The organism is Pseudomonas sp. FP1742, from assembly GCF_030687145.1.
Classification (GTDB): domain Bacteria; phylum Pseudomonadota; class Gammaproteobacteria; order Pseudomonadales; family Pseudomonadaceae; genus Aquipseudomonas; species Aquipseudomonas frederiksbergensis_D.
Genome location: NZ_CP117460.1, coordinates 6,458,499 through 6,478,501, shown reverse-complemented (window position 1 = coordinate 6,478,501; position 20,003 = coordinate 6,458,499). Strand labels below are relative to the sequence as shown.

20 protein-coding genes are annotated in these 20,003 nt (G+C 57.7%); 10 read left to right on the top strand and 10 right to left on the bottom strand.

Annotation, left to right across the window (positions count from 1 at the left end):
- Nucleotides 1-189: 189 nt before the first annotated feature.
- From PSH64_RS29515 to PSH64_RS29485, 7 genes are all read left to right on the top strand, one after another.
- Entirely contained in the window at nt 190-1,098 is a 909-nt protein-coding gene (locus tag PSH64_RS29515) for a type IV pilus biogenesis/stability protein PilW (RefSeq protein ID WP_305479392.1), read from the top strand.
- Between the two features lie 96 nt (nt 1,099-1,194).
- Nucleotides 1,195-1,743 (top strand): hypothetical protein, encoded by a 549-nt coding sequence (locus PSH64_RS29510; RefSeq protein ID WP_305479391.1) that lies wholly within the window; start codon nt 1,195-1,197, stop codon nt 1,741-1,743.
- Complete coding sequence (locus PSH64_RS29505; protein ID WP_305479390.1) at nt 1,730-2,575, top strand: type IV pilus biogenesis/stability protein PilW; 846 nt, start codon at nt 1,730-1,732, stop codon at nt 2,573-2,575. Before PSH64_RS29510 ends, PSH64_RS29505 begins: the two co-directional genes overlap by 14 nt.
- A 2-nt stretch (nt 2,576-2,577) precedes the next feature.
- Nucleotides 2,578-3,336 carry a lysozyme inhibitor LprI family protein gene (locus tag PSH64_RS29500; protein ID WP_305481219.1) on the top strand — a complete coding sequence of 253 codons (759 nt, stop codon included), beginning with the start codon at nt 2,578-2,580 and terminating at the stop codon, nt 3,334-3,336.
- Nucleotides 3,337-3,395: 59 nt separating this feature from the next.
- Complete coding sequence (locus tag PSH64_RS29495) at nt 3,396-4,484, top strand: M48 family metallopeptidase (RefSeq protein WP_305479389.1); 1,089 nt, start codon at nt 3,396-3,398, stop codon at nt 4,482-4,484.
- Nucleotides 4,481-5,080: a lysozyme inhibitor LprI family protein gene (locus PSH64_RS29490; protein WP_305479388.1), complete on the top strand. Its 600-nt coding sequence runs from the start codon at nt 4,481-4,483 to the stop codon at nt 5,078-5,080. The genes PSH64_RS29495 and PSH64_RS29490 overlap by 4 nt, the downstream gene beginning before the upstream one ends.
- A gap of 22 nt (nt 5,081-5,102) precedes the next feature.
- Nucleotides 5,103-5,525 carry a hypothetical protein gene (locus PSH64_RS29485; RefSeq protein ID WP_305479387.1) on the top strand — a complete coding sequence of 141 codons (423 nt, stop codon included), beginning with the start codon at nt 5,103-5,105 and terminating at the stop codon, nt 5,523-5,525.
- Nucleotides 5,526-5,579: 54 nt separating this feature from the next.
- Here PSH64_RS29485 and PSH64_RS29480 read toward each other — a convergent pair whose 3' ends face one another.
- On the bottom strand, nt 5,580-5,960 hold the full coding sequence (locus PSH64_RS29480; protein ID WP_305479386.1) for a DUF6124 family protein: 381 nt from the start codon (nt 5,958-5,960) through the stop codon (nt 5,580-5,582).
- Nucleotides 5,961-6,549: 589 nt separating this feature from the next.
- Between PSH64_RS29480 and PSH64_RS29475 the strand changes: the two genes are divergently transcribed.
- Together PSH64_RS29475 and PSH64_RS29470 are read left to right on the top strand one after the other, a co-directional pair.
- A complete protein-coding gene (locus PSH64_RS29475; RefSeq protein WP_305479385.1) occupies nt 6,550-6,936 on the top strand; it encodes a helicase in 387 nt (128 codons plus the stop codon).
- A gap of 164 nt (nt 6,937-7,100) precedes the next feature.
- Complete coding sequence (locus tag PSH64_RS29470) at nt 7,101-8,456, top strand: hypothetical protein (protein ID WP_305479384.1); 1,356 nt, start codon at nt 7,101-7,103, stop codon at nt 8,454-8,456.
- Between the two features lie 136 nt (nt 8,457-8,592).
- Here PSH64_RS29470 and PSH64_RS29465 read toward each other — a convergent pair whose 3' ends face one another.
- The 6 genes from PSH64_RS29465 to exbB all read right to left on the bottom strand — a co-directional run bounded on the left by PSH64_RS29465 (nt 8,593) and on the right by exbB (nt 15,489).
- Nucleotides 8,593-9,993 (bottom strand): aminoacyl-tRNA deacylase and HDOD domain-containing protein, encoded by a 1,401-nt coding sequence (locus tag PSH64_RS29465; protein ID WP_305479383.1) that lies wholly within the window; start codon nt 9,991-9,993, stop codon nt 8,593-8,595.
- Between the two features lie 78 nt (nt 9,994-10,071).
- Nucleotides 10,072-12,147, bottom strand: coding sequence for an ATP-dependent DNA helicase RecG (gene recG, locus PSH64_RS29460; protein WP_019650087.1), 2,076 nt, complete (start codon nt 12,145-12,147; stop codon nt 10,072-10,074).
- A 9-nt stretch (nt 12,148-12,156) separates the two neighbouring features.
- Complete coding sequence (locus tag PSH64_RS29455) at nt 12,157-13,086, bottom strand: hydrogen peroxide-inducible genes activator (RefSeq protein WP_008007618.1); 930 nt, start codon at nt 13,084-13,086, stop codon at nt 12,157-12,159.
- A gap of 274 nt (nt 13,087-13,360) precedes the next feature.
- Nucleotides 13,361-14,107, bottom strand: a complete 747-nt coding sequence (locus tag PSH64_RS29450; protein WP_105342305.1) for an energy transducer TonB — start codon at nt 14,105-14,107, stop codon at nt 13,361-13,363.
- Entirely contained in the window at nt 14,104-14,532 is a 429-nt protein-coding gene (gene exbD, locus PSH64_RS29445) for a TonB system transport protein ExbD (RefSeq protein WP_007894651.1), read from the bottom strand. The genes PSH64_RS29450 and exbD overlap by 4 nt, the downstream gene beginning before the upstream one ends.
- Nucleotides 14,533-14,538: 6 nt before the next feature.
- The gene (gene exbB / locus PSH64_RS29440; protein ID WP_305479382.1) at nt 14,539-15,489 is read right to left on the bottom strand and encodes a tonB-system energizer ExbB; all 951 of its coding nucleotides are present in this window, start codon (nt 15,487-15,489) and stop codon (nt 14,539-14,541) included.
- Between the two features lie 190 nt (nt 15,490-15,679).
- Here exbB and PSH64_RS29435 point away from each other — a divergent pair, with 190 nt between their 5' ends.
- Nucleotides 15,680-16,537, top strand: a complete 858-nt coding sequence (locus PSH64_RS29435) for an SDR family oxidoreductase (RefSeq protein WP_305479381.1) — start codon at nt 15,680-15,682, stop codon at nt 16,535-16,537.
- 140 nt (nt 16,538-16,677) lie between these two features.
- Here PSH64_RS29435 and PSH64_RS29430 read toward each other — a convergent pair whose 3' ends face one another.
- The 3 genes from PSH64_RS29430 to spoT all read right to left on the bottom strand — a co-directional run bounded on the left by PSH64_RS29430 (nt 16,678) and on the right by spoT (nt 19,998).
- Nucleotides 16,678-17,418, bottom strand: a complete 741-nt coding sequence (locus PSH64_RS29430) for a hypothetical protein (RefSeq protein ID WP_305479380.1) — start codon at nt 17,416-17,418, stop codon at nt 16,678-16,680.
- A gap of 69 nt (nt 17,419-17,487) precedes the next feature.
- Nucleotides 17,488-17,868 carry a RidA family protein gene (locus tag PSH64_RS29425; protein ID WP_003177257.1) on the bottom strand — a complete coding sequence of 127 codons (381 nt, stop codon included), beginning with the start codon at nt 17,866-17,868 and terminating at the stop codon, nt 17,488-17,490.
- A 24-nt stretch (nt 17,869-17,892) separates the two neighbouring features.
- Nucleotides 17,893-19,998, bottom strand: coding sequence for a bifunctional GTP diphosphokinase/guanosine-3',5'-bis pyrophosphate 3'-pyrophosphohydrolase (spoT, locus tag PSH64_RS29420; RefSeq protein ID WP_007894658.1), 2,106 nt, complete (start codon nt 19,996-19,998; stop codon nt 17,893-17,895).
- Nucleotides 19,999-20,003: the final 5 nt, after the last annotated feature.

Here is a 20,003-nt window from a genome sequence, read left to right as displayed (position 1 = left end):
TGGCGTGGATCTTAAGTAGATCGGCCTTAAATAGATCTGTCCCTGAGAAATCCCCACTTTTTCCTACGAGAAATCAAGAAGTTGCGTAAAAAGGGGGGCGGATTTATTTGTGGGGGTAGATTTAACTTTCGATAAATAAACCTATCCCCTTTGTTTGGTTCGCTTTGTTCGTTGTCCAAGGAGATATTTTTGAGTTTTAACAGTCGTTGGTTATATGTAATTATATTGCTGGTGTCTTCAGCGTGGGGTGAGGGTAAAAAGCTCGCATGCGATGCGGATACCAATATTTGCTCTGTGGCCATTGCAGAGAATTATTGTGGGTCTCACGGTGTAGCCAAGTCCAGGTGGGACATCCGAAGTGGAGATTATGTGCTGAGCTGTGAATGTGACTGCACTACTCAAGAGAATAGCTTCTGGTTTGTCAGTCAGGATGGAAAAGTTAAAACTCTTGAGGCGAGCAAGGTTGTAAGTACGGTAGATATTGTAAAAAATAAATCGGGTGTTCCTGACTCATTCGGAACGGTACCCTACTGTAAAGCACTAAAAACAAATCAGGATCTACTTGTTTATTTGCAGAAGGGACCAAGTACCTCTGAGTCATCGCAACCTTACTGTTACTCAGTCATCGAACAAGATGCAGCGGAAGCCTGTACAACTGAAGACTGCATGCGGAAACAAAAACTGGTAGAGAAAACTGTTGCGAGCCTGAAGGGTGAGATTCTGACAGAGTTTAGGAATGCAACATCTCGGCTTTATAAAAATAAAGAAGTGTTCGTGAGTTTTCCGAAACGAGGTTTTATAGAGAGGTATGTAGCTGGCAATGGTTATTCAGGTGGTGACCAGCAAAGCTTCAATGATATTGCTTATTTTTGGCAGCAGGCCGGATTCAATGATGATGCTATTTGGTTGTTGGAAAAAGTCATTGTCGATAATCCGAAACGAGTTGTGGCCTATCTCAATACTGCAGATGCATATTGGTCGGAAGGCGACAAAGCTACCGCCGCGAAAAACTATAAAACGTATAACGAGCTTATGATCGCAGGCGGTAAGCAGCAAAAAATTCCTGAGCGTGCAAAGGAGCGTAGTGTTCTGAAGTAGAAAATAAAGGGGGGCGATTTGTGAGGTGGCTTTTGTTGAGGTCGGTATATAAATCGGTCCACTTATTTTCCAGTTAACGGTGAAAGGGAATTTTCCATGAATCAGCGTCTTCTCGCGGGCAGCCTTTCGCTGCTGCTCTCGTTTCCAGCCTTCGCCGCGCCTTCGGATGCCTACACCCAACGCGATGTCATGCAGTGTGACGGCGTTGAAGTGGTGTTGGTGTCGTCCTGTCGATCCGTGACGGTGCAGGACACTGAAACCCACGTAATCCCGGTCTGCTCCGACCAGACAATCAACATCGGCGGCAAAGTGCTTCGGCGCAACATCGACAAGGTTTCACAGCTCACGTCCGACGGTGCGAAGACGAAGATGCTGAGTAACGTGGTAGTGGCGATGGATTGCGTGAAAGGAACCACGGGCAGCCTGGTTTCAATTGGCGGTTATGGCGGGTGCGGATCCTGCCCTGAATGGCGCGGTTATTACTCGACGGCCGGACGGTTAGAGCATTACAGCTACAGCAATAGCTATCGGTCGTTTGGTTCGAAAGGTTCTTGGGAAGGGCTCATCGAGGCTTATGGCGTCACGAAGAGACAACTGCAATCGGAAAGCCCTGCAGTGAAAAGGATTGTTTATGGCCAGCCTTAAGTGGGTGTTGATATTCGGCTGCCTGTTTGCCGCCAGAGCCTTTGCCCAAGACCTGCCAATAGTCGGTGTCGGCGGGCACACAGTGACGTTTCGGGCGACAGAATGGACGATGCCCGGTGTGGAGTCGGCGACCGCTTGGTTCACCGCAAACGGCAAAACTTTCCCGCTCTTCGGCCCCGATATTGGCGCCGATGCACACCCCGATTTGCTCAGTCCTGACAAGAAAACCTTGGTGCTCGACCCGGTGAGCTTCGGCATGTTGTCGGTCGAGAGTGGTGAAGAAAAACTGGTGTCGCAACAGCATTGCGATGTGATCTCGATGGAGACCGGTTGCGTGCTGGCTGAGCGTTCTGCCAGCTTTTGTGTCGGTAAATGGGTGGGCAATCAGTGGGTTTCCAACGACGGTGAAGTGTTCAATCCCGTCCTGGAGACGAACCCCCCAAAGGACTTGTTGAGGCATGCCGTGGACATCGAGCCGGCGCAGTCCCGCGCGGAATCCATCGAATGGAGCCTGAGCTTTCTGAGTCCGGAGTCCTACATGGCGTGTCATCCCCCGGCGCGTAATGTTCAGGCGTTCAATGACTTGGGTTTCTACTTGGCCGAGGGTGGTAACGATGCGCTTGCACTGAAATTTTATCGAGGCGTTGAGGCGGTCGGTAAACGCACAGTGTTGATGTTGAACATCGCCGATTCACTGTGGCGCCTTGGTCGCAAAGACGAAGCGCAGCGCTATTACAGCCAATACCGCGACGCGATGAGCGCCGACGGCAAGGCGCAGAAAATTCCGCAACGTGCAGTTGAGCGATCTGTAATTCAGGGAATGAAAAATTGAATATGTTTGTGCGCTGTGTCGCGTTGTCCTTTGGATGCCTGTTTGCCTCCATCGCGATGGCCAAGGACGAATGCAAAGAGACCACCGTGAGCTGGCAGATCGATCTGTGCGTGGAAGCGGCACGCAAAGAAGCCGACGCACAGCTCAATGCTAGTTACAAGAAACTGCTAGCGCGGTTCGAGTCTCAGCAGCGGCGCGACCCTGAACAGGGCAAGGCGTTGATGGCGATGGCCAGAGAGGCCCAGCGCGCGTGGATCAAGCTGCGCGACACCACGTGCCCGCTCGAGGCCACGGAAAGCGAGCCCGGTGTGGCGCTGCATGTTACGACTATCAACAACTGCATGGCCAGAATGAGCCTGGAGCGTGCGGCTTATCTGGACACTATCGTCGCTGATGAGCCGGGTAATGTGGTTGATCTCAACAAGGTGTTCCTGTCCGGCTCCAAGCGCTTCGGCGATGTCGTGGCGCGTTATGTCAGCACCTTTGGCAGCCCTTGTTTGACGGTTCAGATTTTGGCGCCTAACGGCGGTTGGAGAGTGCTTTCCTCCAAGCGGTTTTGCAGTTTTGACGGCAAATCGTTTTGGGATGGCTATGCCAGTGCGTTGTTTGAGGATCATGCATTTGCTGCCGATGGTTTACACCTGACGCTCAGCTTGTTCGAGCTTCGTGGGGACGGAGAGAAGCGTCTCGCCTGCGTGATTCCGATTCAGAATGAGCAAATCAAAGAACTGAAGTGCGGCGCACCTGAGCCTGACGCCTAGTAGACCAGATTCTCCCATGGCTTATCTGGATACCATCTGAATATCAAGGATTGAAAAAAGTGAAACGCGTTTTGCAGGGCTTTCTCTGCGCATTAGCTTGCTACGTCAACGTGCCGGGCTCTCCCGCGCTTGCTGCGCCACAAGTCCTCAAGGAAATCCCGGCAAGCTTGCTGGGTGACGCATCACGCCAAAACGTGTTTGTGCTGACGGGGGATGCGGACGAGGCTTTCCACCGATTGCTGATCGCGCCGGTGCAAGCGCGCAGTGAGGACATATTGCTCGATACGTCCAAGGCACTGCCTCTGATCAAGAGTCAGTACTCGTCTGATCTTCTGGATGGTTTTAGTGTCCGGGTTCTCAAAGGTCAGTCTGGTGCCATGACGGTTGTTAATACACAGGATGAAGAGGTTCTGGTTAAGCAGCGGTTCGTTGAGGCGGGGGACTACATTGCACTGGTGACCAACGAGGAAGCAAACGCGGTTTACAACTTCAATCTGTTGTTCGCGTTCAATAGAAACTCAAAGCAGTTTGAGCTGAAAGATGTGCTGCTGGTGACCAACAACGACTCCTGTGATCGATCGCTTGTCAGCGTAGCGGAGCTGCCCGCTGAGACATTCAGCTCAGTCACTCTTGCTTCTTTTGATGGGCTCGAAGCCCTTCAAAAATTGCAGGCAGCACTCGTTGGCGCTCCTCAGGGCGGTTACAAGAAACTGATGACCGTCGATTCGGCTGACCTACTGGATATGGCGTTGGAAGCCTTCCGAAAGGGTGATAACAGTTCCTTCAAGGATGTGATGGGTTATGCGTTGATGGGTGGTGGCGAGCATGACACCTGCTCTCCGGAAAGTTATATCGTTGGAAAGTACTACTATCCGCAGCGCCCTGGGTGGTCCAACGATCTCGGCTTTCTACTGGGCGAGGCGGGTTACCACCGTGAGTCCATTGAGCTGCTGAGTGCGGTGATTGCGAACAATCCAGAGCGGACGGTTGCTTACCTGAATCTCGCTGATAGCTATTGGGCTGTGAACGATAAAGAGCGAGCGGTGGCGGCATACAAGCAATATGCATCGAGAATGTCTGGTGTGGGAAAAGCTTCGAAGATTCCTTCGCGGGTGGCTGAACGTAGCGCTGGAGTACCCGAATCATGATCAAATTTAAAACACTCTTTGAGCTGGTCGCAGGTGCATCATTGGCTGCTTTGTTAGTTCCTGCGCATGCCCAGGAAGCCTGCAACCCCGACAGCTTCACCAATCGCGATTTGATCATTTGCGGTCAGCAGACTTTCGAGAAAGTCGATGCCTTGTTGAATGAGCAATACAAGAAGGCGCTGGCCAGTTTGGCGCCAGCCGACAAGAAACAACTGACCGATGTGCAGAAGAAGTGGGTGCGCTTCAAAGAGGCTTATTGCGAGGATATCTATCAATCCGCTGTGCCCGGCGCAGAGGCGCCCATCGAAAGGCTTGGGTGTCTGGTGCAAACAACCAATGCCCGGTTGGGTGAGTTGGTTTCTCTACAGACTGGCGTGCCAATTGATGGTTTTTACAAAGCTGCATCCGTCATGGCTGGGGAGAACCGGGAAAAAGGGTTGGTGGCCTCTATGCAGCGATTGGGAGGGGCTGATTTCGACGATCCGCTTTGGAGGCAATACTCTGATGGGCACTGTGAAATGAGCGAACGTGTGTTCCGGGAAGACTTCGCTTCTTGCACTGTGCGAATGCGCTTTCAGCTACCTCTGAACCATTAAAGGAATGATCGGATTGAAATCAATGCAAGTGTTGTTTGTTGCGCTGTTGTTCCTCTTTCCTCTGGCGGCTCGCAGTGAGGTCACAACGGAGGTTTATTGCTTCCGCTCGCAAGAGGGTAAAAGCATCAATTTCGAATTCAGAACCTATTACGATTCGGTCGCCAAATGGGGCGGCGCGAACGTCAAATACAGTAAATCGAAGGAGGTTATTTCTCTCGTTTATAAAGACTCCGAGGAGGAGGTTCTAGATCCGAATCGGCCTTCTCAGTTCACAACAAAATGGATTGAAGTGTCCGAAGGTCTGGTCACTGGAGATTATGCAATGGTCAGTCAAGGTGCTCTGATTTACGCCATGGTCTATACCAACTACAAATCCGGTAAGAGATACATTTTCGAGCACGATAGCAATATGGACTTGCCCCCGGAGACAGGCTGTCAGTGGTGAGTCGAGATCATCGAGAAAGGGGACTTAATGTCCCCTTTCTCTTTCTGCGTCCCTTTATGCCTTCGCCCGATGCTCCGCCGGATTCGGCGAATCAATATGATCCAGCGCTCGCTCCACCAACAATTGCACCCCATCGGCCATTCTGCTGAGTGCCAGGGCGACTGAGCGGCGGGTGCCTTCGATGTCATCGGCCAGGTCGGCGGCGATGGCGCTGATGGACTTCAGGTCTTCTGAGGCGTTGGCCAGGAGGGCTTCGGTGTCGATGTCGGGGGAGACGGTGAAGAGTTTGCCTTTGCGCTTGGGTTTTTCTTTGGGGGGTGGGGCGAAATGGTGGTCGAGGGCGCGTTCGGCGGCTTCGTGGAGTTTTCTGGAATCTAAGGATTCGTAGGGGGATGTAGCTGGGTTTTCTGGGGGATTCGGTGTTGGCTTGAACATAAAGTGTTACTCCAAAATTTAAGGAGCTGACACCGTTTCGCGTGCACTTCGAAAGAGGTGGCAGCTGTGCATAGGTGTGCAAGACCGGTGGAGTCACCCGGCAGACCCGAAGGTCTCCCATACACAGCAGCCATAACGATTCGCGAGCATAGGAAAACGCTCGATGAATTGCCATAACCGAATGTGTACTCCATCGGACTTGCACGTCCGAATCACCGATTTTTGCGGTGACGGATAGAGGTTATCGGTGAACGCCAAAGTCGCCTAGTTCACGGACAGCCCGGCGTCTTGAAGGAAATGTCCGAGAGGTTTGAGGGCATCAAGATCAAAAGATCGAAGCCTTCGGCAACTCCTACAGAAATGTGTTTCTTCAGGTGTAGGGCGGGTGTGGGAGGTGACACGCGGCGTCACGGGATGCATTCCCACGCGGGAGCGTGTGAACGATCAAGGTTGAGGCGGGAAAGCGTGACTTGGTGGTCATCATGCGGGAAAAGCAGCTCATCTTCTTCTAACGCAACCCGATGGTGGCGTTCTGGCTTGAAGCGGCTACACTGCGCCGGCCGTTCATTTTTCTTTTGAGGCTGTGCGCATGAAATTTCGTTTTCTTCTGTGGATGCTGGGTTTGTTGATGGGTAAGGCCAGTCGGACTAATCCTGCGTTTCAGCAGCAGTTGGGTGACAAGGCGTTGGTGTTTCAGCTACAGACCCTGGACGGGAAGGTGGCGCGGCATTTCGTGGTGAAGGATCAGCGCATTACCAGCAAGTCCGGTGTGTATGCCGAGCCTGCGTTTGCGATTGCCTTTAAAGACGCGGCGTATGGCTTTGCCACGATGCAGGCGAAGAACAAGCAGTTGGCGTTTATGCAGGGGATTCAGGACAAGTCGATTCAGATCAAGGGCAACCCGGCGCTGGTGATCTGGTTTCAGGGGTTGATCAAGTATTTGAAGCCCAAAAAGAAGGTTGCCGCCCCCCGTTGAAAGTAACGGTGCTTATTTGGGGTCTGGTTTGATAAGTCATTACTGTGTCTCGTAAAGACATCAGGACTATCATTTTTTACAGGCTGTAAGCAGTGCCATCAGATGCTCTACTGGGGTTAGTGGTCCATAAACGGACTTTCAGAAACCTCTAATGGAGCAAGACAATGGTGAATACACAAGTAAGCACAGAACCGGGCACACTGGATCCGTCCTTTGGCAGCGGCGGCGACGGCAAGGTGGTCCTGCCATTCCCCGGTGTATCCGGTGCCGTTCCAACCGCTGTTTATGCTTTACCTGACAACAGGCTATTGGTTGCGGTGGGAGCAAGCCCTGCTGAGGGAGCTCCGGCTAAAATTGTCATGTTGAATGAGAAAGGGGATATAGATACGACTTTTGCCTTCGAGGGGGTCGCTGACCTGCCATTAGATGGAAGCGACTGGTTTTTTCCGCAGGCGATCTATCCTCTAGACAATGGATGGATCATTACCGGTGAAGTTACTAAGGGGACAGATGACGATCCAGATTTAGCTGTTGTGAAGCTGAAAAGCAGCGGTCAATTTAATGAAGCTTTTGGAGTGAGAGGTAAGGCGATCTTCCGTATCGTTGACTTTATCGGCTCTGAAGCCGCGGAAGGCGTCAAATTCATATCTCGTCAGGATTATGAGAAAAGGACGGGTGACAACGCCATGGCGAAAAATGCCAGCGGTGGGGCTCATAGTCAGTTGCAGAGTGACAAGATCATACTGGTCAGTACTGTCTTTTTTAAATTCAATGACTTGAGAGTGTTAGTGCTATGTCTGGGGCCTGATGGCTCTTTAGACAGAAGTTTCAATGGGACTGGTTTTAGATTCGTCGATGTGCCTAATTATGTGGGGCGCGCAACTTATGTTAACGGTGTGAAAGTTCAGCCTGATCTAAAAATACTGATCTGTGGCAGCGTCGCTTCTGAGCAGCCAGGCGAGTATTTTGATGCCTATGTGATGCGCTGTAATCCGAACGGTACTGATGACATCTCATTTGGAGATGCCAAGACTGGCGCGGTGATCATTTCCAAAAGCGGTGAGTGGCTGTCAGTTAACTCAATGACGTTGAAGCCTGACGGCGGGGTGATCGCTGTCGGTAGTTCAGGCGCGAATTCAGCCTTGATCGTCGTATTTAACCAAAGTGGCAGCTTTAATAAAGTATTTAATCAGGGGCAGCCGTTGTTCTCTCATTTTTTGAGAAACCTTAGTTGGCATAAGTGCGTCTTGCAGCAAGACGGAAAAATAATTACCAATGGAATCGCCAATTCAATGGAGTTCCCTGCCAAGGCAGCAACTGTTATTGCGCGCTTTGATGCTGGTGGTAACTTGGATCTAAATTATGCGAAGAAGGGCTGGGTTTCGATTGAGGAGGCGCTCGCCCATACCATTCTTGAAGATGTAGCACTGACGCAGTCTAATAAGGTGGTGGTAGCGACTTACGCTTTTGAAATTGGTCAGTCCATTTCGGGCCGTGTAACACGTTTCTTGAATCAATAGTAAGTGTGGCCGAAGACGGCGACGTCTAGCCAAATTCCGTACGCTGAGTCGGATTCCTTGTGAGCAGGCTTGCTCCCGCAAAAGCCAGTTCCATAAAAAGCCGCTGCCACACTCGATTGAGTGTGGCAGCGGCTTTTTATGCCTGGCTGAATTGCGAAGCCAGTTCGCGCAGCAGCACTTCGGCTTCAAGCACTTTACTGACTACATCGTTAGCCTTGTCGCGAGTCAGGCCCACACGCTCCAGCAGCGCGTCGGGAATGTCTTCATCCGGCCCGGAACCAATCCCACGACTACGCAGCAACCGCACCGCCAGACACACGAGGTTCGGGTATTCGGCATAGTCACCGTCATAGCTCGGGTCATGCTGGAAGCGCAGGGCGGTGGCCAGTTCTTCGGGCATGTCCCAGTAGCGCATCAGCCATGAGCCGATCTGTTCGCGGCTGATGCCCAGCAGGTGTTGCTCAACATAGCTGTGGCACAGGTGCGGGTTGACCTCCAGGTGGCGGCAGATCAGCGAGAAGTGCGGCGGGAAGACGTGGGCCAGTAGCAGGTAGCCGAAGTTGTGCAGCAGGCCGGCGAGGTAGGTCAGGCCGGCTTCCGGGCGCTGGGCGCGGGGCATGGCGCGGGTCAGGCCTTCGATGACGGCGGCGGTGTAGATCGATTGCTGCCAGTACGGCGTGGTGTGTTGCGGGTGGTCTTTGGGCAGGCTCAGGGTTTTGCCCAGGGCCAGGCCCAGCGCCAGGTTGATCACCAGGTCGAAACCCAGCACGCGGACGATGGCGTCTTCCACTGAACGAATCTTGCCCGGTGAGGCGTAGTACGGCGACGCCGCCCAGCTGACGACTTGGGCGGCCAGGGCCGGGTCGGTTTCGACCACGCCGGTGATGTCGTCGATGGTGGCGTTGGGGTCGACCCGCAGTTTGATGATTTTCTGCGCGGTTTCGGCCAGCGGCGGAATCTCGATGGTCTCTTCCAGACGTTGCTGAATACGCCGCGCGGTGAACGCTTGCACGGCCTGGGTGATTTCCTCGCGGTCATCATCGGGGCGGTCAAGGTTCGGGCGGATGCTGTGCACGGCTTCGCCGAAGTTGCCGGCGCTGGCCTTGGTCAGCATGGTTTTGAAATCTTCGCTGGTGATTTCCAGCAGCACGCCCGGCTCGCCCGAGTTGATCAGCAACTTCGGTTCGCGCAGCAGGCTTTCGTCATACAGACACGGCGAGCTGGTGAGCGCCGGCAGGCCGGGCAGCAGGCTCAGGCTGTGTTTGCCGAGCATTTTTACCAGGCGTTCGGTGGATACGGCGGTCAACCGGCGGCCAGTGAGTTCGGCGAGGCGGTTGAGGTCGAGCAGTTGGCTTTGCGGGAACAGCACCATGAGCGCGCCGACGGCATCGTCCAGCAAAACCGCCTGCACTTTGCGTGAGGCGTTCAGGCCGTGATGGTCGAGGACTTCCTGGTAGGCGATGCCCAGTTTGCCGAGCAGCAACCGAATAACAGACGGAGCGTGCGGGGTTTCGGGGGCGAGGGCAGCTTCTGTCATGGTCTGTATCCGTTTGCAAACAATTGCAGGAGTATAACCAGCTTGTTTAAGGCCAGGGTCCAGAAACTGCGACAGTGCTCACACTTGGCCGTATTGCTGCCCATGGCGTAGCCAGCGGTCGAGCAGCGGGCTGACGTGATCCGGCCAACGCTCGAGCAAGGCCTGGGCGGCATCGCGCACGGCGGGCAGTAAATCGGCGTCGCGCATCAGGTCCGCGACCTTGAATTGCAGCAGGCCGGTCTGGCGTGTGCCGAGCATTTCGCCGGGGCCGCGCAGTTCGAGGTCTTTTTCGGCGATGACAAAACCGTCGTTGGTTTCGCGCATGATGCCCAGCCGCTGACGGCCGATCTGCGACAGCGGTGGATGGTAGAGCAGCACGCAATGGCTGACGGCGCTGCCCCGGCCGACGCGGCCACGCAACTGGTGCAGCTGCGCGAGGCCGAGGCGTTCGGGGTTTTCGATGATCATCAGGCTGGCGTTGGGCACGTCGACGCCGACTTCGATCACGGTGGTGGCGACCAGCAGTTGCAGGTTGCCGGCCTTGAATTCGGCCATGACGGCAGCTTTTTCGGCGGGTTTCATGCGGCCGTGGATCAGGCCGACTTTCAACTCGCCGAGGGCGGCGGTGAGGTCTTCGTGTGTGGTTTCGGCGGCTTGGCAGGTCAGCTCTTCCGATTCTTCAATCAGCGTGCACACCCAATAGGCCTGACGGCCCTCGGCACAAGCGCCGCGCACCCGTTCGATCACTTCGACGCGTCGGGTATCGGTTACCAGCACCGTGTTCACCGGGGTACGGCCGGGGGGCAGTTCGTCGAGGATCGAGGTGTCGAGGTCGGCGTAGGCGCTCATGGCCAGCGTCCGCGGGATTGGCGTGGCGGTCATGATCAGCTGGTGCGGACACATCCGCCCGCCGACGCCTTTCTGTCGCAATGCCAGGCGCTGCTGCACGCCGAAGCGGTGCTGTTCGTCGATGATCGCCAGCGCCAGGTTCTTGAACTGCACTTCGTCCTGGAACAGCGCGTGGGTGCCGACCACCATCGGTGCGCCGCCCGCGATCTGCTCCAGCGCGGCCACGCGGTTTTTGCCCTTGAGCTTGCCCGCCAGCCACGCGACTTCGATGCCCAGCGGTTCGAGCCAGCGCTTGAAGGTGATGAAGTGCTGCTCGGCGAGAATTTCGGTGGGCGCCATCAGTGCGACCTGATAACCCGCTTCCAGCGCCTGAAGTGCGGCGAGGGCGGCGACCACGGTTTTGCCCGCGCCAACGTCGCCCTGAATCAGCCGCAGCATCGGTTCGTGCTGGCTGAGGTCGTAAGCGATTTCGTTGCCGACCCGTTGCTGGGCGCCGGTCGGGGTGAAGCCGAGGTTGGCCAGATACTGTGCTGGCAGCTTCGTGGCTTTGGGCATGGCCGGCGCGCGCAGGGCACGCATGCTTTCGCGCAGGCGTTGCTGGGACAGTTGATGGGTCAGCAGCTCTTCGAAGGCCAAGCGGTGCTGGGCCCAGTGATGACCGAGGGCGAGTTCGTCGACGTCGGCATCGGCGGGCGGGTGATGCAGGTAGCGGATCGCATCGGCCAGCGGCGCCAGTTGATAGTCCCGGGCCAGTTCGGTTGGCAGCCAGTCGGGCAGGCTGCTGGGGCCGAGCAGGGTCAGGGTTTGCATGCATAGTTGGCGCAAACGCTGCTGGGTCAGGCCTTCGGTGAGCGGGTAGACCGGGGTCAGGGTTTCATCCACCGGCGGCGGCTCGTCGCCGGTGATGGCGCGGTATTCCGGGTGGTAGATCTCCAGCCCCGAGGCTCCGGGCCGGGCTTCGCCGTAGCAACGAATCCGCGTGCCGCGTTTGAGGCCTTCTTTCTGGGCGTTGCTGAAATGGTAGAAACGCAGGCTGAGCCCACCGGTACCGTCCTGCAGACGGACAACCAGGCTACGGCGTCGGCCCATGACCACGTCGGCACCGCTGACGGTGCCTTCGATCACCGCGTCTTGCCCGGGTCGCAAATGGCCGATCGGGACCACGCGGGTGCGGTCCTGATAACGCAACGGCAGGTGGAACAGCACGTCTTGGAGATTCTCCAGGCCGACCTTGGCCAGTTTCTCGGCCATGGCTTCGCCGACACCCTTGAGTGCCGTCACCGACACTTGCGACAACTCGGTCATGACAGCGACTTAACCGGCCACCACCGGCGCGGGCGGCTTGGCCACCGAGCACAGGCGAATGGAGTCGGCGAGGATTTCAATCGCCTTGGGCCGTGGAAAGCTCGCGCGCCAGGCGATGGCCACGGTGCGGAACGGTACGGGCGCGCTCAGTGGGCGCACTTCGATCACGCCGGGGGCGTAGTGGTGGCTGTCCACCGCCGACAGCGGCAGGATCGAAATGCCCAGGCCAGAGGCGACCATGTGGCGGATGGTTTCCAGCGAGCTTGATTCCACCGTGGTGTGCTTGGCGCCGTCGTTGCCTTTGGCCAGGGTCGGGCAGGCTTCCAGCACTTGATCGCGGAAGCAGTGGCCTTCGCCGAGCAGCAGCAGGCTCTTGTCGTTGAGCAGAGCGGCGTCGATGGATTCTTTTTGCGTCCACGGGTGCTGGGCCGGCATCAGGACGTAGAACGGCTCATCGTAGAGCTGCAAGGTCAGCACGTCGGCTTCGTTGAACGGCAGGGCGATGATGATCGCGTCGAGCTCGCCGTTGCGCAGTTTGTCGCGCAGCACGTGGGTGAAGTTTTCTTCGATGTACAACGGCATCTGCGGGGCGACCCGGTGCAGTTGTGGAATCAGGTGCGGGAACAGGTACGGGCCGACGGTGTAGATCGCGCCGACTTTCAGCGGGGCGGTCAGCTGGTTCTTGCCGGCCTGGGCCAGTTCGCGGATGCCTTGGGCCTGTTCCAGGACTTTTTGCGCCTGGGCGACAATGCCTTCACCCACCGGGGTCAGGCGCACGGCGCTCTTGCTGCGCTCGAAAATCAGCACACCGAGCTCGTCTTCAAGCTTTTTCACGCCCACCGACAGGGTTGGCTGGCTGACGTGGCAACGCTCGGCCGCGTGGCCGAAGTGCTGCTCTTGGGCGAGGGTAACGATGTAGCGTAATTCTGTGAGAGTCATAGCAAGCGTCCATGAAGTTGCGGGCCAAGCATACCGGCTGCAATCGATAGACGCACGTTATCAGACTGAGTGTGCTAAGTGACACTGGGCAATGCAGGTTTGGCGTTTCCAGATATGCAAAAAGGCACCTTTTGGTGCCCTCACAGGTTTTGTAGCCGCCAAAGAACCTGTGGGAGCGGGCTTGCTCGCGAATACGGTGTGTCAGTCAAAGTTGATATCGACTGTCACACCGTATTCGCGAGCAAGCCCGCTCCCACATTGCTTCGGCGGTGTTTTAGCGGCGTCGTTCCAGCGAGTAAACAAACGGTGCAACGATTTCGATGGTGCCGTTGTTCAGCATGTCGGCCGGTGGCTTGGGCAGCGGTTGGGCGCGGCGGATCATCTCCAGGGTGGCCCGGTCCAGGTCGGCATTGCCGGAGCGGCCCACCAGTTCGAACGACAGCACGTTACCTTCGGCATCCACCACAAAGCGCAGACGGTTCAAACCTTCCTTGCCGCGTTGCTGTGCGCTGGCCGGGTACTTTTTGTACTTGGCCAGGTGCGCGAGCAGGGTGCCTTGCCAACTGGCCTTGGCGGCTTGTTGCGCGGGCGATGGACCGGGAGCCGGCTGAGCGGACTTCTCCGTTGGCGCCTGGGTTGGCTGCGTGTCGCTAGGCTTCTCCTCGGAAGGCTTTTCCTTCGGTGGCTCCGGCTTTTTCTCCACAGGCTTGGGCGGTTGAGGCTTTGGCTTGGGTTTTACCGGCTTGGGCACGGCAATCTCGGCCTTCGGCGCTTCAGCGAGTTTTGGAATCGGCAGTTCTTCCACCGGTGCCGGTGGCTGCGGAGGCGTGATCACCTTCGGCGGTGCGGGCGGTGGCGGGGCCGGAAGCGGCGCCAGCTCGACCATCATCGCCTGCGGCGGCAGTTCGATCGGCGGGCGCGACGTCCAGTTCAGCGCCAGCGCAATGGCCAGCGCATGGACGCCCAGCACCACGGCCAGGCTTGCGCTGTAACGCGTCAGCTTTTGGCGCGTGTTGATCATTTCTTGGCTGCCGTCTCGAGTCCGACCAGGCCGACCTTCAGGTAACCGGCGGCGCGCAGGGCGTCCATCACGCTCATCAGGTCGCCGTAGTCCACGCCTTTATCGGCCTGGAAGAAGATCGTCGTGTCTTTCTTGCCCTGGGTCTTGGCGTCGAGTGTGGCGCCGAGGGTTTCGGCCTTCACTTCGTCTTCGCCGAGGAACAGGCGCTGGTCAGCTTTCACGCTGAGAAATACCGGTTTCTCTGGTCGCGGCGCCGGTTTGGCGGTGGAGGCGGGCAGGTCGACCTTGATGTCCACGGTGGCCAAGGGAGCGGCCACCATGAAGATGATCAACAGCACCAGCATCACGTCAATGAACGGGGTGACGTTGATTTCGTGGTTCTCGGCCAGATCGTCGTCTGCGCCTTCTTTCAAATGCAGGCCCATGGCCGATTACCCCACTTTCACCATGTGCGGTTGCGAGCTGCGCTCGGGCGGCAGGTGGTCGAGGTCGCGGCTGACCAGCAGCAGGACTTCCGCCGAGGCGTCGGACACTTGCGCCTTGTAACCGGCGATGGAGCGGGCGAAGACGTTGTAGATGACCACCGCAGGAATCGCTGCCACCAAGCCCAGCGCGGTCGCCAGCAGGGCTTCGGCGATGCCGGGAGCCACGACGGCGAGGTTGGTGGTCTGGGTTTTGGCGATGCCGATGAAGCTGTTCATGATGCCCCACACGGTGCCGAACAGGCCGACGAACGGCGCGGTTGAACCGATGGTGGCCAGCACGCCGGTGCCGCTGCTCATGTTGCGCCCGCAGGCTGCGACGAGGCGCTCCAGGCGGAAGCTCACGCGTTCCTTGATGCCTTCTTTCTCGCGGCTGTTGGCCGACAGGCGCATTTCTTCCAGCGCGTCATGGACCAGCAGGTTGGCCAGGGTGCCTGCCTTGGCCGCCGTCGTGCTGGCTTCCTTAAGGGTGGCGGCTTTTTTCAGGTGGGCGATTTCAACGCGCAGACGACGCTTGGCGCCTAACAGCTCGAAGCCCTTGGCGATCCAGATGGTCCAGGTGATGATCGAGGCGATGGCCAGGCCGATCATCACGATTTTCACGATAATATCGGCGTTCTTATACATGCCCCATGGCGACAGGTCGTGGGCCATGCCCAGGGAGTTGTCGGCTTCGAGAGCTTGCGGCATGTCAGCGGCGTCTACGGCCTGGACCGGATCGGTCGCGGCAGGTGCGGCTTGAGCGGCTGGTGTTTGAGTGGCCGCAGGCTGTGTGGCCGGCGCTTGCGCATCGGCGTATACGGCGGTCGGCGCCAGCATCAGGCTGAGCAGCAGGGCGGCTACCGTGCTCCAGGCGCGAGGTCGTTTGGTAGGCGAAGCGGGGAATTGATTGGGTGTCATGCTGGCCGGACCTGAGAAAGAAAAAACGGTAGATGCTCTTCCAGGCCTCGTAAGGCCGAGAACAAAAGTGGCTGGCATTATTGCAATTAATTCTTGTTAACAAAAGTAATAGCGTCTCTTTTTTTCCTCCATTGTTAGCTGCTCATCCATTTCGGGCGCTAGTCTGTACCTTTCTTGAGGGAGTTTTCTGATGTCCGCGCCTTCTGTTTTGATCGCCGGCTGCGGTGATGTCGGCAGCCGTCTGGCCACGCAATTGCTGGCCGGCCACTGGCAGGTTTATGGTCTGCGCCGCACTGTGTCGCGCTTGCCGAGCGGTGTGGTGGGCGTTGCGGGTGACTTGTTCAGCGCGCAATGCCCGGCTGACTGGCCGACCGCGCCGCTGGATTATCTGGTGTACAGCGCCGCCGCCACCGACCACGACGAGGCGGGGTATCGCGCTGCTTATGTTGAGGGTTTGCAGCATGTGCTGGGGTGGTTGAAACAACATGGCCAGCAGCCAAAGCGCATTCTGTTTGTTTCCAGCAGCAGTGTTTACGGACAGCAGGAAGGTGAGTGGATCGATGAAACCTCGCCGACGGTGGCGGGCGGTTACTCGGGGCGTTTGATGCTGGAGGCCGAGCAAGTGGCGCGTGATAGTGGCATCCCCGCCAGCATCGTGCGCCTGACCGGTATTTATGGACCGGGTCGAGAGTGGCTGCTGACTCAGGTTCGTCGCGGTTATCGCGTGGCAATCGATCCGCCGTTGTACGCCAACCGCATTCACGTCGACGACGCGGCGGGGTTGCTGGCGTTCCTGCTGCAGGCGGATCGGCGCGGCGTGACGCTGGATGATGACTACATCGGTGTCGACGATGCGCCTGCGCCAATGGCAGAGGTGGTGGGTTGGTTGCGTGAGTACCTGGGCGTGACCGAATGGGCCGATGACGCCAGTGTGCGTCGTGCCGGCAGCAAGCGCTGCAGCAACGCCCGGGCGAAGGCGTTGGGCTGGACGCCGAAGTATCCGAGTTTCCGTGAAGGTTATGCGGCGATCCTTGAAGGCCGCTGCTGACTTCCAGTCACCACAAACCAAAAGTGGGAGCGGGCTTGCTCGCGAAGGGGCCATAACATTCAACATCATCGCTGACTGTTACACCCCTTTCGCGAGCAAGCCCGCTCCCACATGGGTTCTGCATTGGCCTCAGGGCCGGGTTACTGCTTTTCCAGCAACCATTTGCGATCACCCGGCGTAAACGAAGGCATCTCGTCCGCCAGAGCGGTATTCACGGTCTGGAAAATCTCCAGTTCCTTGCCCTTGCGCGCAAAGATCCAGGTATTGCCCTGGCCGTTCGCCTGCAGCCAGATGTTATCGTTGCCGCCGCTCATCGACGCGCAATCGCCCGCCAGGCACAGGGCATAGCGATCTGCACCGGGCAGGCCGGCAACCTGGCCATCGGCCTGGAATTGCACGGTGTTGCCTTCGCCTGGGCCGCTGAGGATTTTCCAGCTGCCGCCCATGTAAGCCGAATACAGCGCCCGCTCGAAACTGGCGCCAATCGGCGCGCCTTCCGGAACCTGGACCGATGCACGGTCGAAGATTTGCTCGGGCTCGTTGTCGTTGGCAGCCTGGCTCAGTCGCTTGCCATCACGCTTCAGCTCGCTGGCGGAGCTGCCATAAAAGTCGACATTCCAGGCGCCGGACTTTTCGCCCAGCAGCTTGCCTTCGACGTTTTCAAAACCATTGGTGTAGCGGGCCTGACCGGCTCTGGTGTTGACGTTCCATTCCAGATTCGGGCCATAGGCCTGGAGCGCTTCACGCAGGGGGCCGCCTTTGGATGCGGCATCGATCGCCACCTGGTTGATCCAGGTGCCGCTGATATCACGGTCGGCAGGGTTGCTGGCACATCCGCCCAAGAGTAGGGCGACCAGCGAGAGAGCTAGCGCGTGGCGCATGGTGGAATCCTTTCAGAACCCTTTGTACAAGATCAGTCGGCGCAGCCTCGCAAGGCTGCGCCAGACACATTACTCGATGACCAGAATGGCATCCATTTCAACCTGCGAACCCTTTGGCAGGGCTGCAACGCCGATGGCGGCGCGGGCTGGGTAAGGCTGGTCGAAGTACTTGCCCATGATCTCGTTGACCTTGGCGAAGTGGCTCAGGTCGGTCAGGAAAATGTTCAGTTTGACGATGTCTTTGAACGAACCACCGGCGGCTTCAGCCACGGCTTTGAGGTTCTCGAACACCTGGACGGTCTGGGCTTCGAAGCCTTCGACCAGTTCCATGGTTTTTGGGTCCAGAGGAATCTGACCCGACATGTAGACGGTGTTGCCAGCCTTGATCGCCTGGGAGTAAGTACCGATGGCGGCCGGGGCCTTGTCGCTGTTGATAACGGTCTTGGTCATGTATGACTCCTTGTGAAGGGTGGGCTACGCGCGCATGCGGGTGATGCGGATGACCCCGGTCAGGGCGCGCAGTTTCTTGATCACGCGGGCCAGGTGCACGCGGTCGTGCACGCTGACCACCAGTTGGACCACGCTGATACGACCGTCGCGTTCGTCCATGCTGATTTTTTCGATATTACCGTCGGCCGCGTTGACGCTGCTGGCCAGCAGGGCGATCAGGCCACGCTGGTGTTCCAGTTCGACGCGCAGCTCGACGTTGAATTCGCCGGTGACATCCTTGGCCCACGAGAGCTGGATGCATTTTTCCGGGTTGTGGCGGATTTCGCTGATGTTGCGGCAGTTGTCCAGGTGCACCACCATCCCTTTGCCGGCGGACAGATGGCCAACGATCGGGTCGCCAGGGATCGGCGTGCAGCACTTGGCGTAACTGAGCACCAGGCCTTCGGTGCCGCGAATCGCCAGCGGACCTTCCGGGCTCGGCAGCTGTTCGCCTTCGCCGAGCAGGCGTCGGGCGACTACGTAAGCCATGCGATTGCCCAGTCCGATGTCTTCGAGCAGGTCTTCGATCAATTCGAGGCGGTATTCGTGGAGCATCAACTGCACACGCTCGGCCGGAATTTTTTCCAGGGAGCTGTCGAAGCCGTTGAGCACCTTGTTCAGCAGGCGTTCGCCGAGGCTGATGGATTCGGAGCGGCGTTGCAGTTTCAGCGCATGGCGGATGTGGGTCCGCGCTTTGCCGGTGACCACGAAGTTGAGCCACGCCGGGTTCGGCCGCGCGCCGGGGGCGCTGACGATCTCGACCGTGGAGCCGCTTTGCAGCGGTTCGGACAGCGGCGCGAGACGACGGTTGATCCGGCAGGCAATGCAGCTGTTGCCCACGTCGGTATGCACCGCGTAAGCGAAGTCGACCGCCGTGGAGCCTTTGGGCAGCTCCATGATCCGGCCCTTGGGCGTGAACACATAGACCTCGTCCGGGAACAGGTCGATCTTCACACTCTCGATGAATTCCAGCGAGTTGCCGGCCCGTTGCTGCATTTCCAGCACGCCTTTGACCCACTGGCGGGCGCGGGCATGAGTGCCTTTTGGCTGCTCGTCGCCGCTGGATTTGTACAGCCAGTGGGCGGCGATGCCGTTGTTGGCCATCTCTTCCATTTCACGGGTGCGGATCTGGATCTCGATCGGTACACCGTGCATGCCGAACAGCGTGGTGTGCAGCGACTGGTAGCCGTTGGCCTTGGGGATCGCGATGTAATCCTTGAAGCGCCCCGGCAACGGTTTGTACAAATTGTGCACGGCACCCAGCACGCGGTAGCAGGTGTCGACCTTGTCGACGATGATCCGGAACGCGTAGACGTCCATGATCTCGTTGAAGGCCCGACGCTTGCCGCGCATTTTCTTGTAGATGCCGTAGAGGTGTTTCTGACGACCGCTGACCTCGCCCTGGATGCCGTCGATGGCCAGGCAGTGGCTGAGGGACTCTTCGATCTTGTTGACGATTTCCTTGCGGTTGCCCCGGGCGCGTTTGACCGCCTGGTTGATCCGCGCGGAACGCATCGGGTGCATGGCCTTGAAGCCGAGGTCTTCGAATTCTATGCGGATGGCGTGCATGCCCAGCCGGTTGGCGATGGGCGCATAGATTTCCAGGGTTTCCTTGGCGATCCGCCGGCGTTTTTCGCCGGACAGCACTTCCAGGGTACGCATGTTGTGCAGGCGGTCGGCCAGTTTGACCAGGATTACGCGAATGTCGCGCGCCATGGCCATGGCCATTTTCTGGAAGTTTTCCGCTTGGGCTTCGGCTTTGGTCTCGAAGTTCATCTGGGTCAGTTTGCTGACCCCGTCGACCAGTTCGGCCACGGTTTCGCCGAACTGCGCTTGCAGCGCTTCCTTGGCAATACCGGTGTCTTCGATCACGTCATGCAGCATGGCCGCCATCAGGCTCTGATGGTCCATGTGCATGTCGGCAAGAATATTCGCCACCGCAAGAGGATGCGTGACGTACGCCTCACCGCTACGGCGGCGTTGGCCGTCGTGGGCTTGTTCGGCGTAGAAGTACGCTCGGCGGACCAGGTTGACCTGGTCCTTGCCGAGGTAGGTCGATAAGCGATCGGCGAGGGCGTCTATGCTCGGCATGATAA